Origin of the sequence: Amycolatopsis cihanbeyliensis (genome assembly GCF_006715045.1) — a bacterium.
Lineage (GTDB): Bacteria > Actinomycetota > Actinomycetes > Mycobacteriales > Pseudonocardiaceae > Amycolatopsis > Amycolatopsis cihanbeyliensis.
The window spans coordinates 1,525,237-1,548,265 of record NZ_VFML01000001.1 but is presented as its reverse complement, the minus strand read 5'-3'; the positions used below and the strand labels follow the sequence as shown (position 1 = coordinate 1,548,265).

At 62.8% G+C, this 23,029-nt stretch carries 21 protein-coding genes; 17 read left to right on the top strand and 4 right to left on the bottom strand.

From position 1 onward, the window contains the following. The first annotated feature begins 349 nt into the window (after positions 1-349). From FB471_RS06720 to FB471_RS06645, 17 genes are all read left to right on the top strand, one after another. Positions 350-1,834 carry a cytochrome P450 gene (locus FB471_RS06720; RefSeq protein ID WP_141996485.1) on the top strand — a complete coding sequence of 495 codons (1,485 nt, stop codon included), beginning with the start codon at positions 350-352 and terminating at the stop codon, positions 1,832-1,834. 2 nt (positions 1,835-1,836) lie between these two features. Further along, positions 1,837-2,868 (top strand): aminotransferase class IV, encoded by a 1,032-nt coding sequence (locus FB471_RS06715; RefSeq protein WP_141996484.1) that lies wholly within the window; start codon positions 1,837-1,839, stop codon positions 2,866-2,868. A 61-nt stretch (positions 2,869-2,929) separates the two neighbouring features. Then, positions 2,930-3,514 (top strand): GTP cyclohydrolase II, encoded by a 585-nt coding sequence (locus FB471_RS06710; protein ID WP_141996483.1) that lies wholly within the window; start codon positions 2,930-2,932, stop codon positions 3,512-3,514. 146 nt (positions 3,515-3,660) lie between these two features. After that, entirely contained in the window at positions 3,661-4,017 is a 357-nt protein-coding gene (locus FB471_RS06705; protein ID WP_141996482.1) for a non-heme iron oxygenase ferredoxin subunit, read from the top strand. A 375-nt stretch (positions 4,018-4,392) separates the two neighbouring features. Beyond that, positions 4,393-4,623, top strand: coding sequence for a helix-turn-helix domain-containing protein (locus FB471_RS35640; protein ID WP_342779412.1), 231 nt, complete (start codon positions 4,393-4,395; stop codon positions 4,621-4,623). 409 nt (positions 4,624-5,032) lie between these two features. Continuing rightward, entirely contained in the window at positions 5,033-5,464 is a 432-nt protein-coding gene (locus FB471_RS34920) for an IS30 family transposase (RefSeq protein WP_342779490.1), read from the top strand. Between the two features lie 186 nt (positions 5,465-5,650). After that, positions 5,651-6,118, top strand: a complete 468-nt coding sequence (locus FB471_RS06695) for a VOC family protein (RefSeq protein ID WP_170220733.1) — start codon at positions 5,651-5,653, stop codon at positions 6,116-6,118. Continuing rightward, positions 6,115-7,083 carry a hypothetical protein gene (locus FB471_RS06690; RefSeq protein WP_141996481.1) on the top strand — a complete coding sequence of 323 codons (969 nt, stop codon included), beginning with the start codon at positions 6,115-6,117 and terminating at the stop codon, positions 7,081-7,083. Before FB471_RS06695 ends, FB471_RS06690 begins: the two co-directional genes overlap by 4 nt. Before the next feature lie 46 nt (positions 7,084-7,129). Then, positions 7,130-8,140, top strand: a complete 1,011-nt coding sequence (locus FB471_RS06685; RefSeq protein ID WP_425457036.1) for a quinone oxidoreductase family protein — start codon at positions 7,130-7,132, stop codon at positions 8,138-8,140. Between the two features lie 43 nt (positions 8,141-8,183). Then, positions 8,184-9,815, top strand: a complete 1,632-nt coding sequence (locus FB471_RS06680; RefSeq protein ID WP_141996480.1) for an acetolactate synthase large subunit — start codon at positions 8,184-8,186, stop codon at positions 9,813-9,815. A 13-nt stretch (positions 9,816-9,828) separates the two neighbouring features. Continuing rightward, positions 9,829-11,106 (top strand): hypothetical protein, encoded by a 1,278-nt coding sequence (locus FB471_RS06675; protein WP_141996479.1) that lies wholly within the window; start codon positions 9,829-9,831, stop codon positions 11,104-11,106. Between the two features lie 1,512 nt (positions 11,107-12,618). Further along, positions 12,619-13,290, top strand: a complete 672-nt coding sequence (locus FB471_RS06670) for an FkbM family methyltransferase (protein WP_170220732.1) — start codon at positions 12,619-12,621, stop codon at positions 13,288-13,290. A 26-nt stretch (positions 13,291-13,316) separates the two neighbouring features. Further along, positions 13,317-13,847, top strand: a complete 531-nt coding sequence (locus FB471_RS06665) for a (2Fe-2S)-binding protein (RefSeq protein ID WP_141996477.1) — start codon at positions 13,317-13,319, stop codon at positions 13,845-13,847. A 64-nt stretch (positions 13,848-13,911) separates the two neighbouring features. Beyond that, complete coding sequence (locus tag FB471_RS06660) at positions 13,912-14,175, top strand: nucleoside triphosphate pyrophosphohydrolase family protein (RefSeq protein WP_141996476.1); 264 nt, start codon at positions 13,912-13,914, stop codon at positions 14,173-14,175. Positions 14,176-14,199: 24 nt separating this feature from the next. Next, positions 14,200-15,003, top strand: coding sequence for a class I SAM-dependent methyltransferase (locus tag FB471_RS06655; RefSeq protein WP_141996475.1), 804 nt, complete (start codon positions 14,200-14,202; stop codon positions 15,001-15,003). 40 nt (positions 15,004-15,043) lie between these two features. Further along, positions 15,044-17,353 carry a xanthine dehydrogenase family protein molybdopterin-binding subunit gene (locus FB471_RS06650; protein WP_141996474.1) on the top strand — a complete coding sequence of 770 codons (2,310 nt, stop codon included), beginning with the start codon at positions 15,044-15,046 and terminating at the stop codon, positions 17,351-17,353. Positions 17,354-17,378: 25 nt separating this feature from the next. Beyond that, complete coding sequence (locus FB471_RS06645) at positions 17,379-18,593, top strand: serine hydrolase domain-containing protein (protein ID WP_141996473.1); 1,215 nt, start codon at positions 17,379-17,381, stop codon at positions 18,591-18,593. A 66-nt stretch (positions 18,594-18,659) separates the two neighbouring features. Here FB471_RS06645 and FB471_RS06640 read toward each other — a convergent pair whose 3' ends face one another. The 4 genes from FB471_RS06640 to FB471_RS06625 form a co-directional block, all read right to left on the bottom strand. After that, a complete protein-coding gene (locus FB471_RS06640; protein WP_141996472.1) occupies positions 18,660-19,565 on the bottom strand; it encodes a prephenate dehydrogenase/arogenate dehydrogenase family protein in 906 nt (301 codons plus the stop codon). An 8-nt stretch (positions 19,566-19,573) separates the two neighbouring features. Continuing rightward, positions 19,574-21,652: an aminodeoxychorismate synthase component I gene (pabB, locus tag FB471_RS06635; protein WP_141996471.1), complete on the bottom strand. Its 2,079-nt coding sequence runs from the start codon at positions 21,650-21,652 to the stop codon at positions 19,574-19,576. Between the two features lie 19 nt (positions 21,653-21,671). Beyond that, positions 21,672-22,043 carry a chorismate mutase gene (locus FB471_RS06630; RefSeq protein ID WP_141996470.1) on the bottom strand — a complete coding sequence of 124 codons (372 nt, stop codon included), beginning with the start codon at positions 22,041-22,043 and terminating at the stop codon, positions 21,672-21,674. A gap of 260 nt (positions 22,044-22,303) precedes the next feature. After that, complete coding sequence (locus FB471_RS06625) at positions 22,304-22,930, bottom strand: IS5 family transposase (protein WP_141996469.1); 627 nt, start codon at positions 22,928-22,930, stop codon at positions 22,304-22,306. Positions 22,931-23,029: the final 99 nt, after the last annotated feature.

The following is a 23,029-nucleotide window of genomic DNA, read 5'->3' as shown; positions in this document are numbered from 1 at the left end:
TCATCAACACGGCACAGGTTAAAGAACAAGCTCAGACCCGGGTTTAGTGCGTAGATTCCACCCACCCACACGACGAACCACCAGGTCAGCGAACCACCCCGCCGATCAGTCCCCAACCGTGACCGAGTCAGGTTATAGTGAGTCGTCATCTGACCGTGCCGCAGCGGTGACACGGGCGGCGTTCGTCGCGAAACGACCCTTGGGGGTGGGGATCGTGCGTGCCGTCTCGCGGTAGAGTAGGACAGAGTCAAGTGAAATTCCGCTCTCCCACCACGTGAGGCTGCCCAAGTCGCTGGCGGGGCCACCCCCGGCCGCCCCGGGGGCGGCCTAAGATATTGGGGAATAAGTCATGGGTCCTTTCCTGTCCGTACCGATGGCAGTTGTTGGTGTCGCCTCAGCTGTGTACGCCGCGAGGGTGATGCGAACGGTGCTCGACCGCAGGTCATACGAGAAGCAGGGTGTCGTATTCAGTAAGACCTACCCGTTCATTGGCTCCGAGACGGATGTGTCGGAGCTCCTTGAGCGGAACAAGACGCGGGACTACCTGTACCTAGACCAGCCGGCAACAGACCTCGTTGGCAGTATTCGCGGGTTCGATATCCAGTTATATGGTATGAACAGGCAGACGGCGGAGATCCTTGTCAGCCCGACGATCACCGGAAAGCACATCGACCGGGATACTCCCGCACTATACTCGTTTGGGCAGCTGTCGCCGTCGGCAATTACGTTCCAGAAGATCACCACAGATCACTTCGGCGGCCGGAAGCGAAACCTCGGGAAGGGTTTGGACCTAGAACGGATCTCTGTGATCTCTAATCGGCGAGCAGCTGATTTTTGTAGCGAGTTCATTAGGGACGCTCCACTCGATCTGAAGCGTATTGTGGGTGACTACACCCGTGAGGTCATGGGCGAGTTCGTCTGGGGAAAGGACGCGGGGAGGCGGATCGTTTCGTACAAGGACCGCGATGGCGAAGTGTCGGATGTTCCATTCATGTTCGCGTTGAACGAGACGTTCACGCGCCTACGGTTCTACTCAAACCGATTCTGGAACCGAGTCCACTTCCCGATAGCGACCTGGCCGATCACCCGCGAAGCGAGGCGTCTGCAATACAATTGCAAGAAGCTGCACGAGCACCTGGCTGACGTGTTGCAAGGAACTCCAGAACCGGAGACGGTGTGGGAGCAGGTCGCCGCGGGCAATGGGAAGCTTGCTATACCTATCGAGATCACGCGGGATGACCTTCTGACGGCTTCCATCGCAGGCTTGGACACGGTCCAGAACACCATCCTAGCCACCTTGTGGTATGTGCTCCTTCCGCGGAACGCGGAGTGGCGGGAGGCGATCGTGTCGAGAAGTGGCCAGCGGAGGGATCAGTTGATCGAAGCGTGTGTTAGCGAATCACTTCGCCTTAGCCCCCCTGGATCGGTCATCAACAACAAGGTCGTCGAAGACTTCGACATGGACGTCGAGGGACGGAAGTACCGGTTAAAGAAGGGTACTCGAGTGATGCCCAACATTCACGCGCTTCACGCTAAGTACGGAGACGCCTTCAAACCCGAGCGATTCTTGCCAGAGGCGGAGGAGCCCGAGCCGTACATGATGCCGTTCGGCAAGGGGCGGCGCAGCTGCCCTGGTCGCAATCTAGGCATAGCTGTAGCCAGGAACTTTGTCAAGCAGTTTATCACGGCTTACCCGGAAGCCCAGATCACCAACACCACAGATAAGGACGTCCACTTCAACAACCTCTCGCACTCTCAGCTCACGGTCGTGATCGATCCCAGCGCGGTGCGCAGTGCCGCGACCGCGGGCTCTTGTCCTGTCCTTCTTTCCTAGCCATGTCATTTCAGAATGAAAAGGCCAGCACGGGGTGGGGGGTCGAACACTCGTGGCTACCGTCGGTCGCGGTGTCCCTATGCGTCGGCGACAACACCTGGTACGAGAGGCCCACGCTGACATCGAACGATGTGGGTGGCTTGGCCGAGTTTAGTGCGGACGGGATTCAGTTCGGATTTTCGGTCTTCGAAGGGATGCGCGCCTATGTCGCGACTCATACCTTCCTTGTCTTCAGGGCACACGACCACTACAAGAGGTTGAAGAACTCATGCACAGCGCTTGCACTGCCGTGTCCGGCGTTCGATGTGTTCATAGAGGCCATCGAACAAGCAGTGCGGGCCAATTGGGACGGCTGCGTGACACGTCTTTACCTCAGACCTGTCGTATTTGCGGCCGGTGGCGATATTATGCCGCAACAGATTCGCAAGTACGTCTTCGCTGTCCTCGTGAAGGGGTTCGATCTCGCGCTAGAGAGCTTGAGTGTCCTCGTCGAGCAGAGCATGCCGCGAACTATTCCGATGTTCGCGAGTGTCAAGACCGCCGGCAACTACACAAGCGCAGCGCTAGCGACGCAGAACGCCCGCGAGGCGGGATACGATACGATTCTGTGGGTTGACGGCGACGGTCACCTTCAGGAATGCACGACCATGAACGTCTTCTTATGTCTAGGCGGGCAGCTCGTCACGCCGAAGCTTGGCTCGATTTTGCCCGGTGTCACCCGCAGGACCGTCCTGGACTTGCTGGCAGCGATGGGCGAGCGGGTGGTCCAACGAGACGTCTGTATTTCGGAGGTGGCCGACGCGCTTGCACGGGGAGAGCGCCTGAATATGTTCACGACGTCTACCGCGCTCGGCATCCGTAGAGTGGCCCTGTTGCGACTGGGCTCCAGCGACTACGAGCTTGACGGGAAAGTGTCTAGCGCGTGGAGCCGGGTGGAGAAGCAGTACTCTTTGGTGACGGAGCGTTTCCCAGAAGCAGATGACTCGTATTCGGCGATCATGTCGCGTTCTCATCGGTTCGATTTGAGCCGGTAGGACAGGCTCGGTACGAGCGTATCGGCGCCGATGGTGCGTTTCCGAAACGGATTGGAACGAAGTGATAGTTCAATTAGCGCAGGGACCGTTACACACCCATTTCGGCGCTTTCACTGAGTACTTATTTTACGATGGTCAGAGTGAATCGATCGCGATCGTCAAAGGGGAGATTTCGGGCAGAGAAGACGTGCTCTGCAGGGTTCACTCGCACTGCACAGCCGCGCATTTCTTCAACGGTAGCGAATGCGACTGTCGAGAACAGATGGCCATGGCGCAGGAGAAGGTCGAGCAGGCTGGCACCGGCATCATTGTCTGGCTAGACCAGGATGGGAAGGGCAACGGCCGCATGGCTGAGCTGCTCACCGCGACCCTCCGGGCGAAGGGAGCTGCACAGACCGAGGCTTATGCAGAGCTGGGATTCAAGCGGGATGGCCGGTCGTTCGAGCGAGCGGCTGAGATTCTCAAGTTCTTCAACTTGGGCTCGATCACGCTGATGTCCAACAATCCCGATAAGATCAGCGGATTGACGGAGCGCGGCGTAGTAGTATCCGGCACCATGAACCTGACGATTGTTCCACGGAATCTGTTTCTGCAAAAGACCTATCGAGACAAGGTTCAGCACCAGGGCCACTCGATCAAACTCTAGGGTGATCCCGTTCGATGCCTCGGTCGACGTGAACGGCCCGTCAGAGCAGTCGTTTGGGGGCGGGGCGGCACGAGATGCATTAGTCGGCCGCCGGGGCCCGGCGATCGTGCTGGGGCTCGCCGACTCAATTCATGAGGAGAAAGAATATGGCTGGCGATCCGATCAAGGTCTGTGAAATATCCGACCTTTCTACGGACAAGGGCTACAGGGTCACGTCGGTGGCACCACCCCTTGCGGTCTTCCTTACCGTGGATGGGGCGGTGCACGTGCTCGACGACAGTTGCACCCATCAGGATGCCGCGTTGTCGGACGGGTGGGTCGATGACTGCATCGTGGAGTGTCCGTTGCACATGTCCCGATTTGATCTGCGCACCGGAATGGTTGACGCTCCACCTGCAGCACTGCCTGTGCGAGTACACAAGGCCAAGGTCGTCAACAGTGAGGTCTGGGTAACACTGTCTGAGGAAGCGCCGAATCTGCCCCCGGGTACTGCTCCTTCGTAACAGATCGCAATCACTGCGTCATCCGGAGATGACGAGCATGGTAGGATAACACGCGCGCTTCGCGGCGGTCCTCGACGGGTTGTACGTGGTTGGTGCCAGTCAGGCCGACGCAGCCTGCGGCCTGATCACATTATGCGCCTCGCTCGCCCTCACCTGGCCGACGCCGGACACTGCCGTGCTAGCTAATTCGGTCTGAAGGAGTTGCACGCCGCGCCGACTCTCATCATTGGGCCGATGGCAGTCGTGACTACACCGCAGTGGGCGACCCCAGCCGCTTTCGGAGCGACCGTGACTGTCGTCGACGTCTTCGTCGACGCTCGAGATGGCCTGTCTGGACCATGGTTTTCTGAACTCGCCTTGGTGTCATAGGGTTGAGTGGAGCAGGGACTGATAGAATGTCGTTTCTTAGGTGTTCATTGGATTGGGGAGGTTTGCTTTTTCGTGGGTGGTGTTGAGTTGTGTGCTCATGATCGGGAGGTGATTTCTCGAGAGTTGGTGAGGGGTCGGTCATGTCGTACTATTGGGTGTTCTCCAGGCAGGAATCATTCCGTGATCTCGCGGGAGGTCGAGCGGAATGGTGGGGCGAGAGTGTTATCGTGCGATTGAGGCGCAGGATCGGGCAAATGTGTGTCGTTCGCGACCCAAGCCGCGATTACTGGAGTTGAACACGGCGTTTCATGACGTGGTGAATGACGGATTGAAGAAGGAATGGTCCCCCGCGACAGATCAGTATCCGCTTGCGTAAGGACGTCCCGGACGATGACACTATGTGGGTGTCGGATGAGACGATGTACCAGTTGCTGTATCTCCAGGGACGTGGAGAGTTGAGGACTCAGCTGCGGATCGTCCTGCGTCAAGGCCGTATGAGTCGGGTTCTTCGCGCCCGGCCCGCGGTGGCCAAGGGTACCGTCAAGGACATGGTCAACGTCAGCGAGCGTCCGGCCGAGGTCGCCGACAGAGCTATCCCTGGAGCGTGGGAGCGTGACCTTATCCTGGGCAAGGCAACAAATCTCAGATCGCAACGCTAGTCGAACGCGCAAGCCGTTACGTCATACTCGTGCGCAATCCCTACGATCGCACAGCCGACCGTGTCGCGGGCCTACTCGCCCGAAAAATGGAAACCCTCCCCGAGCTCATGCGCACCATCGTCACCTGGGACCAAGGTAAAGAGATGGCCGCGCACGCGAGATTCTCAGTGAAAACCGGAATCATCGTCTATTTCTGCGATCCATACTCACCATGGCAACGTGGCGCCAACGAGAACGCCAACGGACTCCTGCGCCAATACTTCGCCAAAGGAACCGACCCCTCGGTCTGCACCCACACCGAACTCGACGCGATCGCGGACAGGCTCAACGATCGACCCCGAGGAACACTAGACGGCTACAACCCCACCGAAGTATTCAACAAACTACTAATAGAAGCCGGTGGTGCACCCACCACTTGACACCGCCCGCCTGGCGGCACCTCATTTAACCGTGGCTGCAATCGCCGGCATCGCCCTCCCGTCGTAAGTCATGACGATCGCCGCGCTGAATGTACCTAGGTCGCGATTATGAGTTCGCGCGAAGTCGATGGGCCTTCTGCGTTGCTGCTAACACACGACTGAGAAGACCCTGGAAAGGATTGCTCGATGCCTCGTTCAGCAGGAATGAAACTTCATCACCTCGGAGTCCAGACCACAGATATAGACAACTGCCTGGAGTGGTACCTCGAGTTCTTCGGCGCCCAAAAAGAGTGGCAGCTCGACCACTTCTCCGAGCTCACCCAGCGTCGGCTTCCCGGTATTCGTCGGTTGGTAGAGATTTCAGCTGGTGACGTGCGTATCCACCTGTTCGATCGAGCAGGCCACAGCGAGATGCAGCCGGATCCGAATGGATTCATCTTCCAGCATGTGTGCGTGTCGGTGTCGTCGCCGGAGGAGCTCGGCGAGATGCGGAGCAAGTGGATCGAACTCTACGAATCGGGGAGGTTCTCATTCGCATCTACTGAGCAACCGACGGAGATCGTCGTGGACGACGAGGGTGTGCAGAGTCTGTACGTCTACGATGTCAATGGCCTCGAGTACGAGATCAGCTACATGCCGGAGGGCACTCGATGAATCCCGGCGGTACGGTCAGGGCGGCCAAGTCGGACCTTGGCGCCATTCGCTGGGAGTTCGGCGACTTTCCCTACGGCCTGGAGTTTCTGGTCCTGCCTCCTGCAGGCCACGCGGCCGCAGTGTTCCCGAAACCGCCTCCGGTCCTCCCAGATTGCGACCCGCATTTTGCATTATCGCAGGTCCGGATCTTGTCTAAGGGCGGTCCCGGACTCGTGTCGGCTGACGCCGGGCCCTCGGCCGAGGGGCTCTTCTGGTTCCGGTGGATCACCGGTCATCAGATCACATTCCTCATTTGGCGATTTATGGGAAACTTGTTGAACGGCAGGTCGTTGCATTGCCTCGACGACGGAGAGGCGACCGTGCTCCAGACGTACATCGACGGGTACAGCGCGATGCTCGTCTACACGGCGTCGTGTCCGCGGGAAATCTACCACTCGTTGATCCGGCCGCGGATGTACGATCAGCACCCTGGTTTCAGCGGAAAGTGGGCGCCTGACTACGCGCCTGTGCGCAGATTCTTCCGCAGCGGTGCAGTAGCCGACTCGGTGGAGACGCGCGCTGCGGACGTCGCGCAGGCGATAAAGATAAACCGGGAGGTCCATGACGATGTGGCTGCTTGGTTGGTCCCCGACGGGCGTTCATTGTTGCAGCACGCGGCTGAGGAGTCCCCGGTGGGTCTATCGCCGCGGACCGCGCTGCTGTACGACAACTTCTTCATGACGCTGCGGTCAACCATTGACGTCGACGCGCTGATCGCACAGCTCCTCCACAGAATCCGTCCAGCGTTGATTGATGTTGCACGGCATGGTCTGTACCCGCACGGTAGGAACATCGCATGCAGTGTCGGCGAGTCAGTCCGCCCCTCGGCCGTCGAGTGCGAGGATCGATTCGGGCAGGTGATCGCAGACGTCGCACACGCGGCGACACTGGGCAATTCGGCCAAGTGTCTGTCCGCGTCCGAGTGACTCGGCACCGTCCGGGCCCGGCTCTGAACTTCATGCAGAGAAACAGATGACGGACACGTCCGACGGATGGTCCCGCGTCAGAGAGGAACTGATGTTCTCGATCGTGGTCGATCGGCCGGGCGATCCGGGGGTTATGAACTACCGTGAACTTCCCGACCCGATTGTCGGCGCAGGAGAGCTGCTAGTCGAGGTCGCGGCCAGTGGGGTCAACTTCATCGACGTGTACCAGCGGAAGGGGACGTACGACGTCCCCGTGCCCTTCGTACCGGGACGCGAGGGCGCGGGCACGGTCCGGGCTTGCGGCACGGGCGTCAACGGTGTCTCGTCGGGTGACACCGTCGCGTGGGCCAGCGGTGTCCTCGGCTCTTACAGCACGCTCGCGGTGATCCCCGCTGACCGCGCCGTCTGCGTCCCTCAGGGGATGGCGATGGACACGGCCGCCGCGAGTCTGCTCCAGGGGATGACTGCCCACTACCTGACACACTCCACTTACGTGGTGCGACCGGGCGACAGCGTGTTAGTCCATGCGGCCGCAGGGGGTACGGGGCTACTCCTGGTGCAGATGGTCAAGATGCGCGGCGGCCGGGTGATCGGGACGGTATCCACCCCAGAGAAGGAACGGCTCGCTCGCGAGGCCGGTGCCGACGAGGTGATCCCGTACGAGGGCTTCGACCGGACCGTTCGCGAGCTCACGAACGGTGATGGCGTGCCGGTGGTGTACGACGGCGTAGGACGGGCCACAGTCGACGGGAGCCTTCGCAGTTTGAGGACTCGCGGGCTGCTGGTGCTGTACGGCGCAGCCAGCGGGCCGGTACCGCCCGTCGACCCGATGCGCCTGCGAGCCAAGGGCCTCTTCATTACCCGACCCACGCTGATCCCGGCTTACCTACACGACAGGGAGGAGCTGCTGTGGCGGGCGACAAGTGTGCTTGGCTGGGTGAGTTCGAACGAGATTCGGGTGTGCATCGGGGGCCGTTACCCACTCGCCGATGCGTGCCGGGCTCACCAGGACCTCGAAGGTCGCGCCTCCAGCGGCAAACTTCTGCTCATTCCCTGATCGTCCAGGCCTCCATTGAAGGTGCTCCGACCCAATGCAACCGATGAATGAGACAACCGGCGCGCGTGCAGTGCTCGACACTCTCCGCCACCGGGGGGTGGAGGCTTGCTTCACGAATCCCGGGACCTCGGAGATGCATTTCGTGTCCGAGCTCGGCGTGCAACTTGACATGCGGGCGGTTCTCTGTCTCTTCGAGGGCGGCGCGACGGGTGCGGCCGACGGGTACGGCCGCATGGTGGACAGGCCAGCCTGTACCTTGCTCCACCTGGGGCCGGGTCTGGGTAACGGAGTCGCAAACTTGCACAACGCCCGACGGGCCGGGACCCCGATTCTCAACATTGTCGGCGACCACGCGACCCACCATAAGGTCTTCGACGCCCCACTGGAATCCGACATCGATGCGCTGGCCAGTACGGTGTCCCGATGGGTCCGTCGCACCACAAGCGTCGGCGAAGCTGGGCGGGATGCCGCCGACGCCGTAGCTGCCACGGGGTCGGTGCGGAACGGCACTGGCAGCGTCGCGACTCTGATCCTTCCCGCCGATATGGGCTGGGGTGTGGGAGGCCGCGCCGCAGCCGTCTCGCCAGTGTCGATGCCCGAGCCGGACCGTGGGCGTGTGGAGGAGGTCGCGCTGTTGCTGCGACGACACGCCCCGCACGTCACCGTGCTCCTCGGCGGGGATCTGCTGAAGCGACGCGGCCGGGAGGCGGCGAGCCGGCTCGCGACGGCCACCGGCGCGCGGATCCTGGCGGAGAGTTCCCCAGCCCGGCAAGAGCGTGGGGCCGGAATCCCCGAGGTCGAGCGTCTCGTCGAGGTGACGGCGGCCGAGCAGCTGGCGGGGACTCGGGTCCTCGTGCTGGCAGGGGCGCGTGCGCCGGTGTCATTCTTCGCTTCTCCAAGACAGCCCAGTTCCCTGGTGCCGCTCGGCACGGCGGTGGTCGAGTTGGGTGCAACGGTCGCAGCTCTCCAAGAGGTCGCAGACGTTCTTGCGCCAGGCGTCAACCCGGTCCTCGTCGGGCTCACCCGCCCCGGGATGCCCTCCGGCGAGCTGACCGCCCGGAAGGCCGCCGCCGTCGTGGGCGCCCTATTACCTGAGGGGGCGATTGTCTCGGACGAGGCGGTCACGTCCGGCTGGTGGCTGGCCCAGGAGACGGCCCATTGTCCTCCCCACGACTGGCTCACTCTGACCGGTGGTGCGATCGGGCAAGGGATGCCCGTTGCGCTTGGGGCTGCAGTTGCCTGCCCAGACCGGCCCGTGCTTAACCTTCAAGCGGACGGCAGCGCCATGTACACCCTCCAGGCGCTGTGGACGCAGGCCCGCGAGGGTCTCAACGTCACGACGGTCATCTTCAACAATTCATCCTACGCCATTCTGAAGATGGAGCTCGAACGGCGAGGGCCGTCAGTCAACGAGCGCAGCAAGAAGCTGCTCGAGCTCCCGGGCCTCGACTTTGTGTCGTTGGCCCGTGGCATGGGTGTTCCGGCAGAGAAGGTCGCGACCGCGGAGGACCTCGCACAGCAGCTTCGTCGGAGCTTGGCCGAACCGGGACCCTCACTCATCGAGGCGATCGTTCCTGCCGTGGCCTCGTTTCGGAATCGTCCCACTGCTTCGTCACTCGACGAAATTGCGACAGATGTTGGCGACGAAGGTCTCGGCACAGGCCCAGGGGTGTAGTTACTCTCATCCGGTGACGGAAAATCGCCGACTCGTAGCGGACATGCGACGCTACTTCGACAAGATCGGCCTCCACTCGGAGCCCTACCTTCCGACCGGCCCGGTCACATTGTCTGCGGAGCTGGGAAACGACCTGGACCGCGCTAGCGAGCGACTACTGCGCCTTCTCCGTCGTACAGTCTTCGAGATAAGTGAGAATCCGAGGGCCCGCCACGACGATCTCGGTCTCGACGACCGCCTCGTGCCGCTGTACCAGGACCCTTCTCTGGAGTCGGCCTGCGCGACGATCCTCGCGCGACCCGACGCCATCCTCACTACAGACGGATGGCAGTTCATCGAAATGAACGTCAGCAGCGCCGTCGGCGGCACGGGCTATGTCCACCTGCTAAACGAGTTCTGGCGGGACCGCATATCACCCGATCTCCGCATCCGATCGCCACTGCGCGACCGATCGGCAATGCTCGCGGCAACCGCGACGCAGTTCGATAAGCCCAAGGTGATGGACCTCGTTGGGTGCACGAGGGACATCAAGAATGACTCCTGGTACTACGAGCTCGGGGTCGACGATCTGCGTCGTGCTGGCTTCGAGGCCGAGTTGATCGGGATCGAGGACTACACCGATAGCCTCGCGGGCGGGCACGCTCCGGCACCGCTTGTCTTGCATGAGTTCGTCGCGCAGGATTTGCTGGATGCTGGGCGCGACCTCGCTCCAGCGGTGAGTCTGCTGGACCCCGGGCGGATCGTGGTGTCGCCATACAGCGCAGAGCACGTCAGCAACAAGCGGGCCTTGGCGCGGCTGTCAACGGGGCCTGAGTGGCTGGAGCCAGCCGACGCGGAGTTCGTCGAGCGGTATGTACCCTGGACGCGTGAGGTGTACGACGGGCCAGTGCTCTACAAGAGCCGACGTCGTTCTCTAGTGGATCTGGTGCAGGCCCAGCGGGACCGCTTCGTGCTCAAGCGTTCGGACGGCAGCCAGGGCAACAACGTGCACTTCGGGTCGAGCACCGACGCGACCGTGTGGAACGTGCTGGTGGAGAACGCGGTCGCAGCGGGGACGTGGGTCGTCCAAGAACGTGTGCACTCGCTAGGGGTGCCGGTTGAGGTCGCTGATTCGGACGGTGGAGAGGCCAGCAGGATCATGGCTCCCTCGGTGTTCGGACCCGTGCTGGTCGGCGGCGTCGCCAGCGGTTGCCAAGTCCGGTACGATACGGTGGGCCTGCCCGGGGCTGAGGTGCTGACGCGGTCCGTGCCATCGGTCCTGCTGAACTGCGCTGTATGGCCCGCGCGTTGAGGAACCGTTTCTTATTCCTAGGAAATGCCGAGGGTCTGATCACGACATTTCTCGCGAGGGCTGCAGACGGCCTCGCGATGGCTATCCCAGCAGCGGTTTCGACTGGTTCGACGGTTGACGTCCCGCCTGCTATCAATCGCGCTGGTGTCGACGGTTTCGAGGATGGATCACTGGGTGCTCTCGGGCATTGGTGTCCGGCCTATATGGTTGAATTCCGTGACAGTCATGTGAGGCGCGTCGTGAGCACGGTGAACCGTCCCGGCCGTCGTCTACGCTACCTGCATAGCAAGGACGACCCGCCCGATGCTGAGTCCGCTGCTCGCGCGATGTTGCCTCGGGACGGCGACCGCGCTACCGCAATCCGCGGATGGCACCGTGGAAATGATTCGTCAAATCGAGATTGCGAAGGACACGGCGGCCAAGTGTTGTATCCAAGCAATTACTACCTTGAAGACGGTGGTCGCGAATGCATTCGCTAGAATTGTGGGAAGATCTGGATAGACTGGCTGATATGAAGCTAATCGCAACGTGAATAGAGCCACAAGGCGACGGTATGCTATCTTCGATAGATTCCGCCCCGTGCGTTGCAGTCGTTGGCCGAACGTTACCACGAATTCGACAAGGAAGCACGGCTGCACGATCTTATTCTCGCCACGCTCGCCGACTACGCTGCACCTGCAGCGTAGTCCCTGCAGCAATTTCCAGATACACGACGCCGAATGCCTACGATGACACCACCGCCGATGGGTCTCCACATGCGCCTCCAGTGAGGCGCGGTGCCGCGAGGACGCTACCGAGACCGGACACCCATCGAGCTTCGCTATGGTCCTTGATAGCCGAACGAACTAATAATCGCGACGTAGGCACATTCTGCGCGGCGATCGTCATGACTTAGGACGGGAGGGCGACGCCGGCGATTGCAGCCCAGGTTAATGAGGTGTCGCCAGGGTGAGTTAGAAAGCCATGGCCCAGACACGCCATCTCGAGCGGCGAGGAGGAAGTCGACGACAGTCACGGTCGCTCCGAAAGCGGCTGGGATCGCCCACCGCCATGTAGTCACGACTGCCATCGGCTCGTGATGAGAATCGGCGCGACCTGCAACCGATACGAGGCAACAGCCTTCACGTGAACCAAGCAGAGTTCCGCCTTCGCGAGAAATCTCGAGTCGGTTCGATGTGACACGTTTGCATGTCCCACTGTCGAACTCGTAAACGGATACGGGAATCCGGCGGGTTGCGGTCCTTCCCGGACGTGCGCCAGGTGAGCAGTACGTTGCCCGTCCTACTCCCGCCGAGTATGGTTTGATATGGAATCATACGCGGTCCGCTCATTCAGCACCATTCGGCTGCGCATACGCGAGCACGCATACCGGCACCGAACCGGGATGAAAGTTCCCCGAGTACGATGACATGCGGCCGACCAACCACCGAGCCCTATCCCGAAAGCGAGGACCTCGTGGTTCGCCCAGCGCCAGGCGATGTGCGGGACCTCCCGCCGCACACAAGCAACATGATGACGCCGCAAGAACGACGACGCGTACTGCTTCAGGACATCGACATCGTTATAGATGGCGGGGCGAACAGCGGTCAGTACGCGAAGTGGATTCGCGAGTGCGGCTTCCACGGGACGATCATCTCCTTCGAACCGGCGTCGGAGACGTTCGCACTGCTCTCCGACGTGGCTCGAAGGGACGACGACTGGCACTGCCGCCAAGAGGCGCTAGGCCCCGAGGACGGCTACGTCGCCCTGAACCTGACCCGTACTTCGCTCGGGTCGTCGGTCTTTCGTCGAACCAGCCTCCACTTTCACATGTGGCCGGACGACGTCAACGCCGGCACCGAGCAGGTCTTCGCTCGATCACTACGGTCGCTCTGGGAGGAGCTTGGCTGCGAGGGCAGCCGAGTGTTTCTCAAGCTTGACGTGGAGGGCGCTGAGCTGTCCGTCCTAAAGGGCGCAGGGCCGGTTCTTGACCGCATCGCGCTACTCGAACTCGAACTCCCGCTGGTCGCGATACACCACGAGGCGCCGACCCTGACCGAGATGCTGAACTTCCTGACAGAGCGAGGCTTCTCCCCAGTTGCGTTGGAGCAGAACCACAGTGGCGACGAGACGACCGGTCAGATGCTCCTGGTCGACGGCATCTTTCGGTCGTCGACCAGCGACGGCGTGACGCAGTCGACGTGACATTTCAATCTTCAAGAACGGGGCTCATGAACCACATCTCAGTGACCGTGGACGGGACCACCCACGAGGGCGAGGTTGAACCCCAGCTGCTCCTCGTTCTTTATCTGCGGGACCGTCTGAACTTAACCGGAACGAAGATTGGCTGCGACACTGGTGACTGCGGGTCATGCACCGTCGATCTCGACGGTGCGAGTGTCAAGAGCTGTTTGGTCCTTGCGGTCCAGGCGCACCAGCGGGAGGTGACTACCGCACAGGGACTCGTAAGAAAAGGAGAGCTGCACCCGCTCCAGCAGTCGTTTCACGAGCACCATGCGCTCCAATGTGGCTACTGCACCTCCGGAATGGTGATGGCGGCGCGTGACCTCCTGCGGCGCAACCGCGATCCCAGTGCCCAAGAGGTCCGGAACGCCCTGAAGGGAAACCTCTGCCGCTGCACGGGTTATCAAAATGTCGTCGCGGCGGTGCTTGCGGCGGCGCCAGGCTGCGACGCGGCCCAATTAACGGAACAAGGTCGGGTGTCGGTTGCGCCATTACTCCCGGGAAGGTTGAGACCCTGATGGGGCCAACCCCTCAGTCATCGGAGCGGACGGACGCCAGCGGCGAATGATCTTTGGAGGAAACATGGAATTGAGTTCCCTGCAGCAATTGACTTGGGACAACAAGGTGCGGAAGGGTTACAATACCACCGACGTACCGCTGGAAGTTTGCATGCTTCAGGTGAAGGCGGCCGCCACCTTCACCTCCTGGCGGAAAGGGCAGGACCGTCTGGGAGAAGAACTCGCAGATACCGTACTTTACGTCGCGAGTATCGCCGAGATGCTCGGGCTCGATCTCGAGCACGAGGTCACGGCGAAGATTGAGAAGAACTCTGCACGTCCGGACTGAAGAGACGGGCGAGGAAAGGGTCGCATGGTAGACGCAACGCGGGCACTGTCCTTCGGCGAAATCGCGGAAAGCTACAGCCGCTATCGCCCCGGTGTGCCCGCCGCCGCCATGGACTGGCTGCTCCCGGACGACGTCGACACCGTGGTCGACCTCGCCGCAGGTACCGGTGCGTTGACTCGGGACCTCGTGGGCCGCGTCGGGTGCGTCGTCGCCGTCGAGCCCGACCCGCGGATGCGTAAGCTGTTCGCTCGAAACTGCCCCGGCGTGCAGATGCTTCCCGGAACGGCCGAATCCATACCGCTGCCCAACGGCAGCGCCGACGGGCTTCTCATTGCGATGGCATGGCACTGGATCGACCCGGAGCGCGCCATTCCAGAGATCGCGCGTGTCCTCCGGACCAATGGCACTTTTGGCGTCATTTGGAACTACCGGGACCTGTCCGTTCCTTGGGTTGCCGACCTCGACTACTTCACCCGTGGAGTGCGTGCCGGTGAGAGTGGGCGGGGTGGCGCTCGGCAGGCCGCGCGCAACGACGTCATGGACCCCCCCACCGGGTCCTCCTTCGGACCCCTCCACGAGCGGCACATGACGTGGCTCATGACCGTCACCGCAGAGGAGCTCGTGGGGCACCTCGGCACCGACGCCAGCGCGATTGCGCTGTCCGCAAAGGCCCGGCGCGCCGTGGACGAGCAGGTCACCGGCTACGTGCGCGACGAGCTGGGTCTCACTGGAAACCAGACGATCGAGCTGCCGATGGCCTGCCGCTGCTTACGTGCCACGAGGAGCCCGAACGCTGCGCCGGTGTACGCATCATCGGACGCCCGGTGATCCGCGTGCACGTCCGGTCCAACGGCGACCTGGTTGTTCCGTGAGTGTCTTCGGCACCAGGGTGCGGAGGGTGGAGGACCGCCGGCTGCTGACCTCCGGCGGCACCTACGTCGACGACTTGCGGAATCCGGAGCTCACGGAAGCCGTGCACGTGACCTTCGTACGAGCCGAGGTCGCGCACGCAGTGCTCACGAATGTCGACGTCTCCCGCGCTCTGGCCCATCCCGGCGTGGCGGCCGTCTACACCGCCGAGGACCTGACCGACCTTCCGCCACCGAAGCCGTACCGACGGTCGGACACGGTCGGCGATGCCTTCACCGAAGCGCTTCTCGTTAGGAGGACGATCCGGTTCGTCGGCGAACCGATCGCCATCGTACTCAGCTACACCCTCAGTGAGGGCCAGGACGCCGCACAGCTCGTGACGGTGAGCTATGAGCGGCTTCCCGCTGTCGTAGGCCCCGCCCAGGCACTACTCGACAAGACCCTCCTGTTCGAGGACGCGGGAACTAATGTCGTCGACGAGTATAACCGTGACACCTACGACGACGGTGTCTTTGCCGACGCCGAGGTTGTCGTCGAACAAGAGATCGCGAATCAGCGCGTTCCTTGCATCCCGATAGAGTGCCGCGCCACCGCCGCCGCGTTCGACGGGACGACGCTCACGGTCTGGCACAGCAGCCAGAACGCCCAGCGCAGCCGAACCTCGCTGGCCGAGTCTCTCGGTATGCCGCCGGATGGCATTCGTGTGATTGTCCCCGATGTCGGAGGGGGCTTCGGCGCGAAGATCGGCATCGACCGGGACTCGATCCTTGTCGCCTGGGCCGCGTGGCGGTCGAGGACCGCGGTGCGTTGGGCTGAGACCCGCTCCGAGAACCTCGTCGCCATGACCCAGGGACGTGCACAGCTCCACCGCGTTAGAATCGGTGGCAGACGGGACGGTACCATTACGGCCTATCGCCTCGACGTCGTCCAGGATGCGGGTGCATACCCGCGGACGAGCTCCCTCACTCCGGTGACCTGCACGATGGCCCCTGGCGTCTACGACATCCCGCACGTCCAATCCGGTTTCCGGATCGTCGTCACGAACGCCACGCCAGTCAACAAGTATCGAGGAGCTGGCCGACCGGAAGCGACGGCAGCCATCGAACGAGCGGTCGACCTGTTCGCCGCGGAGATCGGCATGGACCCGGCCGACGTCCGAGGCTGCAATCTGATCGCAGCGAGCTCGTTCCCGTTCCGCACTGGGACGGGGGCTCGCTACGACTCCGGCGACTACGAGTCTGCCTTAGACACAGTCCTCGCCGCCGCCGACTACCGCCGTCTCCGGGCCGAGCAGGCAGCCCGAAGGGACAGTGGGTGCGTCAGTGTGTTGGGCATCGGCATCTCCGTATACGTGGAGATGACTGGTGGCGGCGGTGAGACCGGCTCGGTGACCGTCGACCGGGCGGGACGCGCCACCGTGCTAACGGGCAGCTCCACACAGGGCCAGGGACACCATACCGCCTGGGCGATGCTGGTGGAGGACAAGCTCGGTATACCGATGGATAGGGTCACCGTCGTCCACGGGGATACCGACCTTATCCCTCGGGGTGTCGGCACCTACTCGAGCCGTTCCCTCCAGCTCGGCGGTTCCGCCGTCCACGAAGCAGCCACGACGGTCCGGGCTCAAGCCTGCGAGTACGCGGCAGACCTCCTGGGGTGCCCTGTAGCCGATGTCGTCCTCGACACAGGTTCCGGCACTTGGTACCGCACACGACACCCCGACCGGCCACTGAGCTGGGCTCAAGTCGTCCAACAGACCTCGACTGGGACGATCACCGCGGACATCGAGTTCGTCTCGCAGCAGCCGACGTTCCCGTTCGGCGCTCATCTCTCGGTCGTGGAGGTCGACACGGAGACAGGGAGGACCACGGTGCTTCGCCATATTGCCCTTGACGACGCCGGTCCCGTGCTCAATCCGATCCTCACCGAAGGGCAGCGTCACGGCGGAATTGCACAGGGAATCGCCCAGGCCTTATTCGAGGAGGTGCGCCACGACGGAAGCGGCATCCCACTGACCCGGACGCTCCAGGACTGTGCGCCCATCACAGCAGCCGACCTGCCCGACTTCGAGCTGAAGTCGAGCGAAACTCGTACGGATGCGAATCCGCTGGGCGTCAAGGGGATCGGCGAGGCGGGAACGATCGGTTCCACCCCGGCGGTTCAGAACGCGGTCATCGACGCCATCGCCCACCTCGGCGTGCGACATATCGATATGCCTCTGACGCCGGGCCGCGTCCTGGCGGCAATCGCCGAGGCTACCGACGAGCGCCAGCCGCAACGGATCCCATCCGAGAAGCCGATAGCGTGAGGACCGTCGACAATGAGGAGGAAATGTGGCCGCAGGTGGTTTGTCCTCGAAACGGCTTACCCGCGTTCGGGAGGTGCTTGAGCGACACCTCGACGTCAGCCACGAGCCCGGTGTCATCGCCGTTATCGCCCGCCGGGGCGAGGTCCACATCGAGGCCGCGGGCCACCTTGCGCACGAGGGCGCCGGGTCGAGAATACCGATGGCGGCTGACACGATTTGCCGTGTCGCCTCGTGGACGAAGTCTGTCGTCGCCGCCTGTGCGATGACCCTCGTCGAGGAATGCACGCTGCGCCTGACCGATCCGGTCGACGCGTTCCTCCCGGAGCTTACGAACATGACCGTGCTCGTCGATCCCGAGGGGGCGCTGGACGACACGGTTCCGGCGAACCGTCCGATCACTTTGCACGACCTGCTCACCTGCCGCCTCGGAACTGGCACGATCCCGGCAGAGCCGGGAAAGGTCCCGATCTCCGATGCGCTCCGCGCCCTGGAACTCTGGGACGACCCCGGGAGTCCCGGGCCATCTTCGGAGGAGTATGTCCGTCGTCTCGGCGCCCTGCCGCTCGTGTACCAACCGGGTGAACGCTGGATGTATTACACCCCTGCTATCGTGCTAGGCGTCCTCGTCAGCCGCGCGGCGGGCATGCCTCTCGAGGACCTCGCGCGCGAGCGGATCTTCGAGCCACTCGGCATGAAGGACACCACGTTCGTAGCCCGGCGTGAGCATGTGAGTCGGCTAGCGACCGCGTACGCGGTCGACGAGGCCACGGGCGTGCGGACTGTCGAAGGCGATCTCAACGACGTCTGGGTACCCAGGTTTCCGTTCAAAGAGGCCGCCAGCGGGCTCGTCACCACACCCAACGACTTCCTTGCCTTCACCTCCGCTCTACTAGGCGGCGGCACCCATCGCGGCGAACGGATCCTCTCCCGGCCAGCGGTGTCGCTCATGACGACAGACCACCTGACAGCAGCACAGAAGGCAGCCTCGACGTTCGTCTTGCCGCCGGGCTTCGACGAGGGCTTCGGCTGGGGTTACGCCGTAGGGATTACAAGCCAGCGCAGGTACCTCGGTCCCTCGATCGGCAGCTACGGGTGGTACGGCAAGTACGGCACGATATGGTTCAACGACCCGAACGAGGACATGACGACGATGTTAATCCGCCAGACCGACACCGGGTGGATGCCGACTTCAATCTTCCGGGACTTCTGGACGGCTGCCTACCAGGCGATCGATGACTGACCGTTGTCGCGTCCATGTGGCTGGGTCACTCGGCGGGAGCGGTCGAAAGAAATGACTGGGCACGACTCACCTCAGCCCGGACAGCAGCGCGTCGGATGTGTCGACGAGCTCGGCGACGAGAGTCGGTCCGATCGCGTCCCGGATCTTCGTCTGGAGACCTTCGAAGCCCGCGTCGGTACTCACCGCCCGGTCAAGATCGGCCAACGCATTCGTCATTAGGGTACGTATCCGATGCCCCCCCGGGGCATCCTGGATCGCTCGGTAAACCGCGACGTCGCCGGCAGCCACACGCGCGGATAGGGATAGCAGAGCGCGGAACGGTGGTGGCGCCATGCCCATGAGGTCGTCGACGGACACCTCGGTGCGGCACTCAGCCACGGCCACGCCGAAGACGAGTAAGGAGGCGTGGGCAAGCGCCTGGGTGATGGCGGCGAGCCGGTCGTGTTCCGCCGCGCCGAGCCGGACGAGCAGCGCCCCCTTCGAGGACAATGCCTCCTCGACCGACTCGGCGTGTCCTCCACGCTCGTATGAGACAATGGCGACGCGTCGACCGTCGATCCCGAGTGACGGCCGGAACAGCGGGTTGATCCCGAGGGCGGGTCGACCGCTCCAGAAGGTCCCTAGCGCCGCCGCCACGTCTGCTTTCACCGAGCAGGTCTCGACGACGAGGGCGCGCTTGGAGGCATGTGTCGCAAGGGTGAGCAACACCGTCTTGACGACGGTCTCCGGCAGGCTGAGTACGATGACCGACGCCTCGCGCAGGGGCGCCACCCAAGCGGGCAGATCGTCTTGAGAGGTGACGTCCGCGACCACGCATTCTAGCCCGTCGCCCGGCGAGACGCCGAACGCCGGATCCAGGTCAACCACCGTCGTTCGCGACGATCGACCCCGCAACGTCTCCACGACGAGCATCCCGACAGCCCCGCCGCCAAGGACTACCACGTGGTCGAAAATGGCGTCCGCGCCACTCATTGTAGGCGTCACCGCGGCGCTGGCTCTGGCGTGCTGCACCGGTGACGCGCCAAACTCTCGAGGACCGAACACATCACCGTTGACTTCACCCGCGTTTCTTCCCACTCCTCTTCGGGGTCGGACAGCGCGAGGATAGCTCCGCCGGTTCCGAACGTGGCGTCTGGGCCGTTCATGGTGATTGTCCTGATGACGATGCTCAGATCGCAGGCACCCGTCAAGGAGAACCACCCGAGGGCGCCAGAGTAGACCCCCCGCGGCCCACCCTCAAGCTCGTCGATCAGCTCCATCGTCCGGAGCTTCGGGGCGCCGGTCATCGAACCGCCGGGGAACGCTGCGCGGACGGCGTCAATCGCCGTCATCCCTGGGCTCAGCTGTCCAGCCACTGTCGACACGAGCTGATGCACCGTCGCGAACGTCTCGACATCGAACAGAGCGGGGACGTGGACCGATCCGACCTCGCACACCCGCGAGAGGTCGTTTCGGACTAGGTCGACAATCATCAGGTTTTCTGCCCGGTCTTTCTTGCTCGCCTGGAGCCTCGCGCGAATTCGCTCGTCCTCCACCGGGTCCTCGCTGCGCGGCCGCGTCCCCTTGATCGGTCGCGACTCCACGCTCCCGTCGCCTGTGACGGACATGAAGCGTTCGGGCGACGCACTCAGCACTGACAGAGTCCCGAAGCGGAGGAGTGCCCCAAAAGGCGCTGGGTTCAGCCGGCGGGTCTCTTCGTAGAGGGTCACGGGATCGGCGTCCGTCGTCACTGAGCCTTCGTTGGTTAGGCACAGCTCGTACGTCTCACCGGAGCGGATGAGTTCCAGGGTGCGTTCGATCCTCGACAGATACGCGCGGTAGTCGTGCCGCATCTCCACTCTGCCCACACCGTTCAGGCCCTCGTCGGGTAGCGCATCGGAACGAACGCGCGGCGTCATGCGCTGCAACCGATCGGCTGTCTGGTCGAGCCATCGCGCGACGGCCCCGGGGCTGGCGTCCGGCGCCCCGTCACAGCTCAGGGCGAGCAGCCAGCCGGACCCGTCGCGAGCGTCGTGGACGACCGCTCGGTCCGCAAAGACGAAGGCCGCATCGGGTATGGCGTTCCGGTGGGTCAACGAGCCGCCCGTCTCCGCCTTCATCTCATACCCGAGGAAGCCCACGAACCCGAGCTCGAACTCCAAGTCGAGGCCATGGGAGCTTGCTGGCGCAACCTCCGCGCACCGGTCCGCGAGGTACTCAAAGATTGATGTCTTGAGCACGTGCCGCCGTCCATGGCGAAGGCTCGTTAGCTCGGACTTCTCGACGTCGTACTCAACTACCTCGGCGAGGGGGCCTGCCGCGTCGCCGAGGATGCTGAACCTGGCCCGGTGATCGGTTGCGGGCCCTCCGCTGTCCAGCCAGAAGCTGTACGTGGACTCCGTGAACAGCTCGGAGAAGATCGTGTCGGGATCGGGCATCTTCGGAACTCGCCGGAGATTGATGGTAAAGCGGGGGCCGGAGTTGGCTTCTACGCGAGGCCGGTCGGCCCACGACTCCGTCAGCCGACAGAAGTTCACGATGATCTCTCGACCGTACTCCGTACAGATCGATTCCGGGTGGAACTGCACGCCCCAGATGGGTCGAGATACGTGCTCGACGGCCATCACAACACCGTCCTCGGACGTCGCGGTGACCCTGAGAGTGTCGGGGATATCATCGGCTGCGAGAGAGTGATAGCGAATAGCAATAAAGGGGCTGGGGATCCCCGCGAACAACCCCACCCCGTCGTGCTGAATGAGGGACCCGCTCCCATGCATCGGCACGGGAGCGGGGGCGACTCTTGCCCCCGCGAACTTGCAGATTCCCTGGTGCCCCAGACAGACACCGAGGATCGGGAGCTCGCACCGGGCGATGATTTCCGCGCAGATCCCGAAGTCCTCCGGGCGGTTGGGTTTCCCCGGCCCAGGCGAGATCACGACGTTGTCGACTTCGCTCCACGGGATGGACGCCCAGGAAACATTGTTCTGGACGACGATGGGATCGACACCCCGTACCTGTCCGACCAAATGTGCCAGATTGTACGTGAATGAGTCGTAGTTGTCGACGATGAGCGTCTTCACAATCTTTCCCCCATGGAAGCTACTCGGAATCCTGGCCGATGATCCCGTCCTCGAGTCGACAGGCCTCCGCGACGAGCGTCGAAAAGATGGCAGTTAGCGTCCCTGCTGGAATGTTGTAGTCGGCCTCGAACTGGGTAGCCCGGGAGACGACGGCGTCCACTCGACCCTTCTGCATCATGGGGATGCCAGTCGCGCGCTTCAATTCACCGACCTGCCTGACTGCCTCGAACCGGTCGCCGACGCTCTCGGCAATCCGGCGGTCGATTCCATCGAGCCTCTGTCGAATTTCGGCAAGGCGAATATTCGCGTTTTCATCGTTCATTGTCGATACCGAGTTGCCTTTCATTTGCTTATCCCGCTCATCGACCGATTTCGTGCGATGGTGGGTCACTCTTCGCGCAACAGTTCAAGTCCGTGCGCCCTACTGCCTAGGCCCTGCCCTGCAAGTCCCTGGTCGCGGTACTCGCGCCAGAGTGGACCTTGGCTGCGTTGGCGGAGGGCCCGAGGACAACCACGGTACGGGGACTTCCCACCGCCTCGCCAGGAACCGCCTCGATCACGAATCGTATCGACTGAGAACCTGTTCCTGAACTCAGTTGAGGCGTTTGCTGATGGTGTGGATCATGGCCCAGCGGACGGATTCGTCGTGCTTCACCGCAGATGGGTTCTCGCCCAGTCGATCAGGGTGCCGGTGTAGCCGGAATCGGCCCACAGGTGCCGCACGCTGGGGCAGAGGTAGCGCGGCCTGGCCAGGAGGTTCCGGGCGGCGGTGTGGTCCTGGACGTCGGCGCTGGTGACCAGCACACAGATCAACAGGCCGACGGTGTCTACGGCGATGTGCCGTTTGCGGCCGTTGATCTTCTTGCCCGCGTCGAACCCGCGGCTGCCGGATGCGACGGTGTCGGCGGCTTTGACCGAGGCCGAGTCGATCATCCTGGCGTTTGGCGCGGCCCGGCGGCCTTCGGTCAGCCGGGCCCGGTCGCGTAGCGCATCGAGTAGATGTTGGGTCGCATCGTGGTGTTCCCACGCGGCGAAGTGCTTGTACACCGTGGACCATGGCGGGAAATCAGCCGGTAGAGCCCGCCATGTGATGCCGTTGTCGACCACGTACAGGATCGCGTCGACGATCTCGCGCCGACAGTGCTTCGCACGGCGACCACCCCTGCCGCCCAGCCAACCCGGCTTCGGCAACAATGGTTCGATCGTAGCCCACTGAGCGTCGGTCATGTCCGACGGATAACGCCGTGACCTGAGCGAAGGGCGGTGCGTGGTGGCCAACAGACAGCACTGTCGACCCCGCGCGAAGGGGGTCGACGAACTCGGGCACGATGGCACCCGGGACTCCTCGGTAGGACGGTTGACTAGACACCACCCGAT

What these genes read in the sequence shown, in the direction of transcription:
- FB471_RS06720 (WP_141996485.1), top strand. Translation starts at nt 350, where the DNA reads ATGGGTCCTTTCCTGTCCGTACCGATGGCAGTTGTTGGTGTCGCCTCA.
- FB471_RS06685 (WP_425457036.1), top strand. Translation starts at nt 7,130, where the DNA reads ATGACGGACACGTCCGACGGATGGTCCCGCGTCAGAGAGGAACTGATG.
- FB471_RS06680 (WP_141996480.1), top strand. Translation starts at nt 8,184, where the DNA reads ATGAATGAGACAACCGGCGCGCGTGCAGTGCTCGACACTCTCCGCCAC.
- FB471_RS06705 (WP_141996482.1), top strand. Translation starts at nt 3,661, where the DNA reads ATGGCTGGCGATCCGATCAAGGTCTGTGAAATATCCGACCTTTCTACG.
- FB471_RS06715 (WP_141996484.1), top strand. Translation starts at nt 1,837, where the DNA reads ATGTCATTTCAGAATGAAAAGGCCAGCACGGGGTGGGGGGTCGAACAC.
- FB471_RS06655 (WP_141996475.1), top strand. Translation starts at nt 14,200, where the DNA reads ATGGTAGACGCAACGCGGGCACTGTCCTTCGGCGAAATCGCGGAAAGC.
- FB471_RS06670 (WP_170220732.1), top strand. Translation starts at nt 12,619, where the DNA reads ATGACGCCGCAAGAACGACGACGCGTACTGCTTCAGGACATCGACATC.
- FB471_RS06665 (WP_141996477.1), top strand. Translation starts at nt 13,317, where the DNA reads ATGAACCACATCTCAGTGACCGTGGACGGGACCACCCACGAGGGCGAG.
- FB471_RS06695 (WP_170220733.1), top strand. Translation starts at nt 5,651, where the DNA reads ATGCCTCGTTCAGCAGGAATGAAACTTCATCACCTCGGAGTCCAGACC.
- FB471_RS06640 (WP_141996472.1), bottom strand. Translation starts at nt 19,565, where the DNA reads ATGAGTGGCGCGGACGCCATTTTCGACCACGTGGTAGTCCTTGGCGGC.
- FB471_RS06660 (WP_141996476.1), top strand. Translation starts at nt 13,912, where the DNA reads ATGGAATTGAGTTCCCTGCAGCAATTGACTTGGGACAACAAGGTGCGG.
- FB471_RS06690 (WP_141996481.1), top strand. Translation starts at nt 6,115, where the DNA reads ATGAATCCCGGCGGTACGGTCAGGGCGGCCAAGTCGGACCTTGGCGCC.